We start from the raw sequence: 10,700 nt of genomic DNA, 5'->3' as shown, positions 1-10,700 counted from the left end.
CCGCAATTGCGGAACGGGGATTTTCTGTGCTCGGGGACCATGGCCTTGGATCTGAGGTCACGACAGACGCGGCCGCGGGTCAGAGCCCAAGTCAGCGTCGCACCTTCCGGGTCGCCCGCAGCCACTCCTTGTTCATGGCCGAGATCGACGGCAGCGGAATGCCCTTCGGGCAGGCCGTGGCGCACTCCCCGGTGAGTGTGCAGCCGCCGAAGCCCTCGCTGTCCATCTGTCCGACCATGTCGAGGACCCGGGTCTCCCGCTCGGGGGCACCCTGCGGCAGGACATTGAGGTGGTTGATCTTCGCCGAGGTGAAGAGCATCGCCGAGCCGTTGGGGCAGGCCGCGACACAGGCGCCGCAGCCGATGCACTCGGCGTGTTCGAAGGCGAAGTCGGCGTCCGGCTTGGGCACCGGTGTGGCATGCGCCTCGGGGGCGGTGCCGGTCGGGGCGGAGATGTAGCCGCCCGCCTGGATGATCCGGTCGAAGGCCGAGCGGTCCACTACCAGGTCCTTGACGACCGGGAAGGCGGAGGCGCGCCACGGTTCGATGTCGATCGTGTCGCCGTCCTCGAAGGACCGCATGTGGAGCTGGCAGGTGGTGGTGCGCTCGGGGCCGTGGGCGTCGCCGTTGATGACGAGGCTGCAGGCGCCGCAGATGCCTTCGCGGCAGTCGTGGTCGAAAGCGACGGGGTCGTCGCCGGCGAGGATGAGTTCCTCGTTGAGGGTGTCGAGCATTTCCAGGAACGACATGTCCTGCGAGATGCCGTCCACCTCGTAGGTGGACATGGCGCCGGGGGCGTCGGCGTTCTTCTGGCGCCAGACGCGCAGGGTGAGCTTCATGCGTAGCTCCGCTGAGTGGGGTGGACGTACTCGAAGACGAGATCTTCCTTGTGCAGGACGGGGGCCTCGCCGGTGCCCGAGAACTCCCAGGCGGCGGCGTAGGAGAACTCCTCGTCCCGGCGGGCGGCTTCGCCGTCCGGGGTCTGTGACTCCTCGCGGAAGTGGCCTCCGCAGGACTCGGCGCGGTGCAGGGCGTCGAGGCACATGAGCTCGGCGAGCTCCAGATAGTCGACGATGCGGTTGGCCTTCTCCAACGACTGGTTGAACTCCTCGCCGGTGCCGGGCACCTTGATGCGGCGCCAGAACTCCTCGCGGATCTGCGGGATCCGGTGGAGCGCCGTGCGCAGCCCCGCCTCGGTACGGGCCATGCCGCAGTGCTCCCACATGAGTTCACCGATCTCGCGGTGGAAGGAGTCGGGGGTGCGGTCGCCGTCGACGGAGAGCAGCAGGTTCAACCGGTCCTCGGTGTCCGCGACGACCTCTTCGACGGCCGGGTGCGAGGCGTCGACCTCGTCGTGGTGCGGGTTGCGGGCCAGGTAGTCGTTGATGGTCGACGGCAGGACGAAGTAGCCGTCGGCGAGGCCCTGCATCAGCGCGGAGGCGCCGAGCCGGTTGGCGCCATGGTCGGAGAAGTTGGCCTCGCCGATCGCGAACAGGCCGGGGATCGTGGTCTGGAGGTCGTAGTCGACCCAGAGCCCGCCCATCGTGTAGTGCACAGCCGGGTAGATCCGCATCGGGGTCTCGTACGGATTCTCCGCGGTGATCCGCGCGTACATGTCGAAGAGGTTGCCGTACTTCTCCTCGACCTTCGCCCTGCCCATGCGCTGGATGGCCTCCGCGAAATCGAGGTAGACGCCCTGTCCGCCGGGGCCGACGCCGCGGCCCTCGTCGCAGACGTTCTTCGCGGCGCGCGAGGCGATGTCGCGGGGCACGAGGTTGCCGAAGGCCGGGTAGATGCGCTCCAGGTAGTAGTCGCGCTCGTCCTCGGGGATCTCGTTGGCGGGGCGGTCGTCCCCCTTGGCCTTCGGTACCCAGATCCGGCCGTCGTTGCGCAGCGACTCGCTCATCAGTGTCAGCTTGGACTGGTGGTCGCCGGTGCGCGGGATGCAGGTGGGGTGGATCTGGGTGAAGCACGGGTTGGCGAAGTAGGCGCCGCGGCGGTGGGCGCGCCAGATGGCGGTGGCGTTGGAGTTCATTGCGTTCGTCGACAGGTAGAAGACGTTGCCGTAGCCGCCGCTGGCCAGGACGACCGCGTCGGCGAAGTACGTGTCGATCTTCCCGGTGACGAGGTCGCGGGCGACGATGCCACGGGCCTTGCCGTCGACGATGATCAGGTCGAGCATCTCGGTACGGGCGTGCAGCTCGACGTTGCCGGCGGCGATCTGCCGGGACAGTGCCTGGTAGGCCCCGAGGAGAAGCTGCTGCCCGGTCTGGCCGCGGGCGTAGAAGGTGCGGGAGACCTGGACACCGCCGAAGGAGCGGTTGTCGAGGAGGCCGCCGTACTCACGGGCGAACGGGACGCCCTGGGCGACACACTGATCGATGATCTCCACGGAGATCTGGGCGAGCCGATGGACGTTGGACTCGCGGGCGCGGAAGTCGCCGCCCTTGACCGTGTCGTAGAAGAGCCGGTGGACCGAGTCGCCGTCGTTGCGGTAGTTTTTCGCGGCGTTGATACCGCCCTGGGCGGCGACGGAGTGGGCGCGACGAGGCGAGTCCTGGAAGCAGAACTGGACGACGTGGTAGCCCTGTTCGGCGAGGGTCGCACCGGCCGAACCGCCGGCGAGGCCGGTGCCGACGACGATGACGGTGTGCTTGCGGCGGTTGGCCGGGTTGACCAGCTTGGCCTGGAAGCGGCGGGTGTCCCAGCGTTCGGCGACGGGGCCTTCGGGGGCCTTGGTGTCGGCGACGGGCGTGCCCGTCTCGTAGTGCGAGTAGTCGGTCATGTCAGCTCACGACTCCGGTCATGACGGCGACGGGTACGGAGATGAAGCCCACCGTCAGCACCAGTGCGAGGACGTTGGCGATGGTCTTGAGGGCACGGTCACGGGTCGCGTTACCCGCGCCGAGGGTCTGGGCGGCGCTCCAGAAGCCGTGCTGGACGTGGAGTCCGAGGGCGAGCATGGCGACGATGTAGACGGTGTTGCCGTACCAGGTGGAGAAGGTGTCGATGACGTTCTGGTATGGGTGCCCGGACTGGAATCCGCCGGAGTGCACGGTGCCCGTCGTCAGGTCGAGTATGTGCCAGACGATGAACAGGGCGAGGATGATCCCGCCCCAGCGCATGGTCCGGGTGGCGTAGCCGGCGCGAGGCTTCTTGTGCACGTACTTGGCGGGGCGTGCCCTGATGTCGCGCCGGCTCAGCTGGTACGCGGAGGTGGCGTGCAGCACCACAGCGGCGACGAGCACGACGCGGACGATCCACAGGGCCCACTCGTAGTGCAGGAAGGGCTCCCCCATGGTCCGCAGCCAGTGCGCGTAATGGTTGAACTCGCCGGATCCGAAGAAGATCTTCAGGTTGCCGATCATATGGACAACCAAGTAGAGGAGCATGATCAGGCCACTCACGGCCATGATCGTCTTTTTGCCGACGGACGAGTCCCAGAACGTACGCGTCATGGACGGCCGTCGGTCCGTCCGCGTTGCCAATGCCATGAGCACGACGCTAGGGCCGAAAGGCCCCATCAGTCCAAGACATGGATCGGCTCATCTTCATAGGCATGAACTATCGTGGCAGCTATGCTGAGTGTATGCAACTCCAGCAGCTGACGTATTTCGTGGCCGTGGCCGAGACTCGTCACTTCACCCGTGCCGCCGAGGAGGTGCATGTCTCGCAGCCCTCGCTCTCCCAGCAGATCAGGGCGCTGGAGACCGAGCTGGGGGCGGAGCTGTTCAGCCGGGCCCGCGGCAACATCACCCTCACCGACGCGGGCGAGGCCCTGCTGCCGCTCGCCCGGCGCATCCTCGCGGACGCCGACACCGCACGCCACGAGGTGCAGGAGCTGGCTCAGCTGCGCAGGGGACGGGTCCGGCTCGGCGCCACGCCCAGCCTCTGCACGGGCCTGCTCCCCGACGTACTGCGCGCCTTCCACGACCGGCACCCGGGGATCCAGCTGCTGCTGGAGGAGGGCGGCTCGCTCGACCTCGTACGGGAGCTGGCACGCGGCGCACTCGATCTGGCCCTGGTCGTGCTGCCACTGCCCGCGGCGTCCCCCGCGCTCACCACGGTCGAGCTGCTCCAGGAGGATCTGGTCGTGGTGTCGTCGGCACAGGCGCCGCGGCCCGGCCGGGGCGGGAACGTGAGAATCGCCGACCTGCAGGGTGAATCTCTCGTGATGTTCCGGCACGGCTACGACCTGCGCGAACTGACGGTCGCCGCCTGCCGGGCGGAGGGCTTCGAGCCGTCGTTCACGGTGGAGGGCGGGGAGATGGACGCGGTGCTCGGCTTCGTCCGGGCGGGGCTCGGGATCGCGGTGGTGCCCAGCATGGTCGCTGTCCGGGCCGGCCACGATCTGCGCACCACGCCGCTGGCCCGCCCGGGCCTGCGGCGCACTATCGCACTCGCGCACCGCAGCGATGTGGCACCACCGCGCGCGGCGCGCGAACTGCAGAAGGTGCTGCTCGCCAGCCGGACGGGCCGGTCGAGCCCGTCCGGCGATTGAGACCGACCGGCACATGGGGGTGGGAGAAGGAGCGGGCCGGGTGCGTGCGGCTGCAAGGCGGAGCAGGGAGGCAACGCCGAGCGTTGTTGACTGACGACGACAACGCCGCAGATGTGCGTGCCCGGCCCTGCGACGCCGCCTCCCATGTGCCGGTCGGTCTTGGACCGGCCGGCACATGTGGAGTGGCGCCCCGCCCACTCACACCGCGTCGGCCAGCAGCAGTGAATGGATCCGGTCGGGGGCACCGGGCCGGGCGTAATACCACCCCTGGGCCGTGTCGCACCCCAGCTCCCGCAACTGCTCCGCCTGGGTCCCGGTCTCCACGCCCTCCACCGTGACCGCGAGGTCCAGGCTGTGCGCCAGCGAGACGATTCCCTCGACGATCTTCAGGTCGACCGGGTCCGCCGGATGCTGCTGCATGCCCTGCGTGAAGGAACGGTCCAGCTTGAGCACGCTCACCGGAAGCCGGCGCAGGTTCGCCAGGTTCGAGTACCCGGTGCCGAAGTCGTCGAGCGCTATGTCGACGCCCATTTCCGACAGTTGCCGCAGCGGCTTGAGCAGGTCGTCGTCCGCGCCGATGAGCGCGGACTCGGTGACCTCCAGGCACAGGGCCCCGGGTTCGAGCCCCGACCGCTCCAGCACGTCGACCGTCTCGGCGACCAGCCCCGGGTGGTGCAACTGGGTCGGCGAGAGGTTGACATTTATCCGCAGCGGACCGCCGTCGCTGTGCCGCTCCTGCCAGAAGTTTGCCTGGCGCACGGACTCCTCCAGCACCCAGCGGCCGAGCGGCACGATCAGCCCAGTGTGCTCGGCGAGCGGAATGAACCGGTCGGGACCGAGCACCCCGTGCTGCGGGTGGCACCAGCGCACCAGCGCCTCCGCACCGTGCACCGTGCCGTCGCCGAGGTGCACGAGGGGCTGGTACTCGATGAAGAACTCACCGCGTTCCAGGGCGGCGGGCAGCGCGGTGGTCAGCCCGTGCCGGGTGATGGCACGGGCATCCGCCTCGGCGTCGGCGAGCTCGAAGCGGTTGCCGCCCGCCGACTTGGCCCGGTACATCGTGATGTCGGCGCTGCGCAGTACCTCGGCGGCGCTGCGTTCGCCGGCCGGCCCTTCGACGACCCCGATGGATCCGCGTACGGTCAGCTCACGGCCCTCCAGGCGGACCGGGGTTCCGAGCACGCCGAGGATGCGGCAGGCCAGCTCGTCGACCTCCGTCCGAGTGTCGGGGCCCGTGGTCAGGGCCACGAACTCGTCGCCGCCGAGGCGCGCCACCATCTCGCCGGGCGCGGTCGCGCAGCTCTGCAGCCGGTCCGCCACCTCGACCAGCAGCCGGTCACCCGACGCGTGGCCGAGGCTGTCGTTGATCGCCTTGAAGCCGTCGAGGTCGAGGTAACACAGGCCGAAGCGGCTGCCGTCGTCGGCGGAGAGCGCCTTCTCCAGCCGTTCGAAGAACAGTGTCCGGTTGGGCAGGCCGGTGAGCGCGTCATGGGTGGCCTCGTACCGCAGCCGCAGGTTGAGCAGCCGACGCTCCGTGGTGTCCTCCATCAGCGCCAGCTGATACTCCGGCCTGCCCTCGGAGTCACGCAGCAGTGACACTGTCAGATTGGTCCACAGCACGGTGCCGTCGTTGCGGTAGTACGGCTTCTCCACGCGGTAGTGCTCGCGTTCGCCACGTACCAGCTCGTTGTAGTACTTCCAGACCTGCGGCGAGTCCTCGGGGTGGACCCACTCGTTGACCTTGTGGCTGCGCACATGGTGTTCGAGCCCGCCGAACATCTGGGTGAGCGTGTCGTTGACCTCCAGCACATTGCCGTCCAGGTCGGCGATCCCAATGCCGATGGCCGCGCCCTTGAAGACGGCACGGAAGCGTGTCTCGGTGGCGTGCAGGGCCTGCTCGGCGTCCGAGCGGGCGGTGAGCGCCGAGCGGGCGATGGCCTCCTGCTCGGCAAGGGTCCGCTCACGCAGCGCCTGGGTGAAGCCGCCCGCGAGGGCGTGCTGTATCCGGGCGCAGCGGGCCCTGCTGTCCTCGGTCGACAGCGCCGTCGCACCGTTGCTGCCGCAGTAGAGCACGAGGTACGAGTCGATGACGCCGAGCGTGCTGCTGAGCGCGTCCGGGTCCGTGCAGTGCGCGACGACGAGGGCGACGCCCACCTCGCTCGCGGGCGCCGCGTCGAAGGGCCGCGCGTGCAGGATGTCGCTGAGGGCCCGGGCCAGCGGCAGCAGATGCTGTTCGAACTCGGTGCGCGTCATGGAGGTGGCCGTCGAGGGGAAGATGGCCCGGCTCCAGATCGTGGCGAATCTCCGGAGCCGGTCCTCGGGGCCGTCGGGCTCCGTGTCGGGCGCTCCGGACGATTGGGCGGGAATGCTCACGCCTTGCGTCCCACTCCTGCGAAGCCCGAGAAGGCAAATGGGTCCTCGTGCTCCACCGCATGGGGGGTGTCGGGACGCCAGTCCGGCATCGACACGAGTCCGGGCTCGACCATCTCGTACCCCTCGAAGAAGCGGGCGACCTCTTCGCGTGCCCGCATGACCAGGGGGTTGCGGATGTTCTTGTAGACGCCGACCGCGCCGCCCGCCTCCTCCCGGGTGAGCGGAATCCCCTCGTACGAGGCGTGGGTGACGACGATGAGGCTGCCGGGGGCGAGTGCCTGGCGCAGCTCGGCGACCGCGGCGTGCGGGTCGTCGGAGTCCTCGATGAAGTGGAGTACGGCGACGAGCAGCAGGGCCACCGGTCGGTCCAGGTCGAGCAGTTCGGAGATCGCCGGGCTTTTCACAATCTCCTGTGGGCGGCGCAGATCCGCGGCGGCGATCACCGCCCGGTCGTTCCCTTCGAGTACGGCCCGGCTGTGCGCGACCGCAACGGGGTCGTGGTCGACATACGCCACCCGGGCCTCGGGGTCGGCCGCCTGTGCGATTTCGTGCACATTGCCGAAAGTCGGTATCCCTGAACCGATGTCCAGAAACTGGGTGATGCCCACACTCACCGCATAACGCACGGCCCTGCGCATAAACGCGCGATTCGCCTGCATGATCTTGGGGAGTCCCGGCATGAACTCCATGGCCTTGCGAGCCGCTTCCCGGTCCACCTCGAAATTGTGCGATCCGCCCAGATAGAAGTCGTACATGCGAGACACGCTCGGCATCGAAATGTCTATGCCTTGCGGTGCCCAGGCGGGACGCTCCATCGATGTCTCCAACAAGTCGCCACGGCGATCCGGCCATGTTCATGGTCAGTGTTGACCAGAGGCTACTGATCGACCGCCAAGAGAGCGAGCGGAAACGGAAATTAGCCGTCCGTTATTGGTCACACACCAGTGGCATGTGCAACCGGCCCGTCGCTGCGTGTGACATTCGGCGACGGGCCGACTTCGGGGAGCCGCTGTCCGGCTACTCGGGGGCGCCTACGCGGCGAGTTCGGCCGGTTCGGCGCCTGCCGGGCCAACCGGCGCCCACCGCGGCCTTCTTGCCGTCCGGTGCGGACACGAACCAGTTGCCGCCCGCGCCCTGTCCATTGGCGTCGCCGGGCGCGGCGTCCTTGGCATAGCGGTACATCGGCCAGCCCGCAACGGTGAGTTGCTGGGTGTCGTCGGAGCGGGTGACCTTGCCGATCAGCGCGGGATCGGCACCGGCCGCCGCCGTGACATTGCCCGCGGGCACCACCGGCCAGATCTTCGCGCAGTCCTCTTCGGAATTCGACTTGGGCGGACTCGCGGGGTCCCTTTCGAAGCGGGAGCCGGCCCGCTTGCTTGCCCGTGGCGCCCCGGTCCTCGATTTCGGAGCCGTAGCCGCTGTCGGAGCCGTAGCCGCTTCCCACATCCTGTCCGGCCGGGTTGGTGCTGCCCACGTTCTGCCTGTTGGGAGTCTCGGTTCCTTTTTCCTGACCGCACGCCGTCGTCAGCGCCAACAGAGCCACCGCCGCGACTGCGAGCGAGGCGTTCCGCCAGGTGTTCATGTCAACTCCCGTTCATATACGGATCGTTGTGACGCCTCTTCGCGTCATCCATGGCCGTGGGTACGGGCGCCGGACCTCTCTTTGTTCAACGCGTTCACAGAACTTTCCTGAACCGCAAACACCCGGCGCCCCATGTCCCCACCATCAGGGGAATCCGGTCCGCCCCCGGCGTGTCCTGCGACCGGCCGGAACATGCTCCCCGTCGTGTACGGATCACTCATAGGGCGGCTCACGGCAGCCGTCGCACTTCTCTGGTTTCTGACCACCCCGGCACCCGCGGTGGCGGACAACTGCGCGTACGCCTCCATCGGGGAGGGCGGCGGGAGTTCGGCGGTTGCCGTGTCGGGCAACGGTCACTGTCACGCAGGCCCGGCGCCCAAGCCGACTCCACCGCCCGCACCTCCGCCCCCGCCACCTCCACCTCCGCCCCCGCCCCCGCCTCCTCCACCGCCGCCTCCCCCACCACCGCCCCCCGCACCGCCGCGACCGGAACCGGAGCCCGTGGCACCGCGCCCTTCGCCCTCGCCCTCGGTACGCCCCACACCTTCCACACCCCGGCCCGTGGCGCTCCCCGCTTACCACAAGCCGCCGCGCAAGGTCCCGCGACGAGGCACCTCCCTGGTCACCCTCACCCTGCTGATCACAGCCCCCGCGGTGTTCGCTGTCGCCGTGCTACGTCCCCGCTCCCGATGACCTCCGGAGGAAACCATGTCCGAATGGCTTGTTCTCACCCTCGCCATGGTCGCGGCGAGCGCCGTCGTCCTGACCACCGCTGTACTCAACAACCGCCGGATCAAGGACGATGACGACCCGTCCGAGACCCCTGACGTCATCGAGTACATGACGATGATGATCGGCGTGGTCTACGCGATCGTGCTGGGCCTGGCCATCGCGGGCGTCTGGGAGGGCCGCAGCGCCGCCCAGGAGTACGTACGCCAGGAGGCCCAGGCGCTGCACGAGGTGAACGTCCGCTCCGCCGTCTACCCGGCCGAGGTGCGTACGCGCATCCGCGCCGACGTCGACGCCTACGTCCGCCACGTCGTCGACGACGAGTGGCGGTCGATGACCGAGCACGGCTCTCTCACCGACGAGGGGGCCCGGCTCCTCGGCAAGGTGCGCACCGATGTCACCGGCTACCGGCCGAGGAACGATCACGAGGGGCAGGCATATCAGCCATTGGTCGATCAGGTCGCCGCAGCCGACGACGCACGCAGCGCACGCGGACAGAGTGCCGGTGCGACCATGCCGGGCGTGGTCTGGTTCGGCCTGATCACCGGGGCGTTGGTGACCGTCGGCCTGATCTTCACGCTGCAGATCCGCAGGACCTTCCGCGAACTGCTGCTGGCCAGCCTCTTCAGCGTCCTGATCGCCTTTCTGCTCTTTCTGATCTGGGACTTCGACTCCCCCTTCGGCCGGGGCATCTCGGCCACCGCGGCACCGTTCCTCGATCTGATCCCCGGAGCGGCGGGCCGATAGCGGTCCGCAGAAATGCCGGCGGTGCGCCGCTCGGGGGAAACCGGTGCCCCGGGCGGCGCACTCCGATCGCGAGCGAAAAGCGCAACTTCTAGCGTTTGGCCCGTCGAGGTGCATTTCTGACGCTATGTGGAAATCCGTTCCGCAACTGCTCCTCGGGGACCCGGAGGATTCACCCATGGACGCAATAGGTGTCGCACCCGTCGCCCTGCTCGGCGCCGCCACTCTCGCCCTGACTGCTCCGGCTGCAACCGCATGCGCCGCGACGTCGGGAGGCGCGTCCTCCGCGACCGGATACACCGTCACTCCGTCGGTGATCGCGCCGGGGAGCCAGGTCGTCCTGGCCGCCCGGGGGTGCTCTACAACCGCCACAGTCGGCTCCGGAGTGTTCAGACACGGTCACCATTCCCAGGGGCGGTGCCGTCGCGGCCACGGTCGACTGGGACGCAAAACCTGGCGCCGCCTACGAGGTGACGTTCATCTGTAATGCGTCCCCCGGCTCCACGGCGAAGGCCGGTCTCACGGTCGGCGCGGCCTCTGACGCACCCGCCACGAGCACCCGGGTCTCGCCGCCGGTGCACAGGGCGGACTCGGTGGCGGCGTCGACAGGGTGAACGCCGCGGAGATCGCCGCCGGAACGGCGCTGGCGGTGGTCACGGCCACCGGCACTATCCATGTCGTACGTGAGCGCAAGGAGAGCCGCCCGCATTGAGAGCAGAGCAGTGCGGCCCGATACGCCCGTTGCCCCGAGTCCTGCAACAGGGCTCGGGGC

Annotated in this window: 9 protein-coding genes and 1 pseudogene; 4 read left to right on the top strand and 6 right to left on the bottom strand. The window is 68.8% G+C overall.

Going from position 1 to position 10,700, the window contains the following annotated elements; all coding sequences use genetic code 11:
* Nucleotides 1–91: 91 nt before the first annotated feature.
* From ABTZ94_RS32820 to ABTZ94_RS32810, 3 genes are read right to left on the bottom strand one after another with little or no spacing between them, the layout of a single operon-like run.
* Nucleotides 92–838, bottom strand: coding sequence for a succinate dehydrogenase/fumarate reductase iron-sulfur subunit (locus ABTZ94_RS32820; protein ID WP_072488934.1), 747 nt, complete (start codon nt 836–838; stop codon nt 92–94).
* Nucleotides 835–2,784, bottom strand: a complete 1,950-nt coding sequence (locus tag ABTZ94_RS32815) for a fumarate reductase/succinate dehydrogenase flavoprotein subunit (RefSeq protein WP_351206332.1) — start codon at nt 2,782–2,784, stop codon at nt 835–837. Before ABTZ94_RS32815 ends, ABTZ94_RS32820 begins: the two co-directional genes overlap by 4 nt.
* A 1-nt stretch (nt 2,785) precedes the next feature.
* A complete protein-coding gene (locus ABTZ94_RS32810; protein ID WP_351206330.1) occupies nt 2,786–3,493 on the bottom strand; it encodes a succinate dehydrogenase in 708 nt (235 codons plus the stop codon).
* Nucleotides 3,494–3,588: 95 nt separating this feature from the next.
* Between ABTZ94_RS32810 and ABTZ94_RS32805 the strand changes: the two genes are divergently transcribed.
* Complete coding sequence (locus ABTZ94_RS32805; RefSeq protein WP_351206328.1) at nt 3,589–4,500, top strand: LysR family transcriptional regulator; 912 nt, start codon at nt 3,589–3,591, stop codon at nt 4,498–4,500.
* A 198-nt stretch (nt 4,501–4,698) separates the two neighbouring features.
* Here the strand turns inward: ABTZ94_RS32805 and ABTZ94_RS32800 are convergent, their stop codons facing one another.
* The 3 genes from ABTZ94_RS32800 to ABTZ94_RS38065 form a co-directional block, all read right to left on the bottom strand.
* Nucleotides 4,699–6,873: a putative bifunctional diguanylate cyclase/phosphodiesterase gene (locus tag ABTZ94_RS32800; protein WP_351206326.1), complete on the bottom strand. Its 2,175-nt coding sequence runs from the start codon at nt 6,871–6,873 to the stop codon at nt 4,699–4,701.
* On the bottom strand, nt 6,870–7,688 hold the full coding sequence (locus ABTZ94_RS32795; RefSeq protein ID WP_351206324.1) for an SAM-dependent methyltransferase: 819 nt from the start codon (nt 7,686–7,688) through the stop codon (nt 6,870–6,872). Before ABTZ94_RS32795 ends, ABTZ94_RS32800 begins: the two co-directional genes overlap by 4 nt.
* Before the next feature lie 202 nt (nt 7,689–7,890).
* Nucleotides 7,891–8,163, bottom strand: a complete 273-nt coding sequence (locus ABTZ94_RS38065) for a hypothetical protein (protein ID WP_502967349.1) — start codon at nt 8,161–8,163, stop codon at nt 7,891–7,893.
* 853 nt (nt 8,164–9,016) lie between these two features.
* Between ABTZ94_RS38065 and ABTZ94_RS32785 the strand changes: the two genes are divergently transcribed.
* From ABTZ94_RS32785 to ABTZ94_RS32775, 3 genes and pseudogenes are all read left to right on the top strand, one after another.
* Nucleotides 9,017–9,148: a hypothetical protein gene (locus ABTZ94_RS32785; RefSeq protein ID WP_351206322.1), complete on the top strand. Its 132-nt coding sequence runs from the start codon at nt 9,017–9,019 to the stop codon at nt 9,146–9,148.
* 15 nt (nt 9,149–9,163) lie between these two features.
* Nucleotides 9,164–9,931 carry a bestrophin-like domain gene (locus ABTZ94_RS32780; RefSeq protein WP_351206320.1) on the top strand — a complete coding sequence of 256 codons (768 nt, stop codon included), beginning with the start codon at nt 9,164–9,166 and terminating at the stop codon, nt 9,929–9,931.
* Between the two features lie 175 nt (nt 9,932–10,106).
* A pseudogene (locus ABTZ94_RS32775) lies at nt 10,107–10,640 on the top strand (hypothetical protein).
* The last annotated feature ends 60 nt before the right edge of the window (nt 10,641–10,700 follow it).

Origin of the sequence: Streptomyces sp. NPDC002785, assembly GCF_040295565.1 — a bacterium.
Lineage (GTDB): Bacteria > Actinomycetota > Actinomycetes > Streptomycetales > Streptomycetaceae > Streptomyces.
This window is presented reverse-complemented; position numbering and strand designations above follow the sequence as displayed.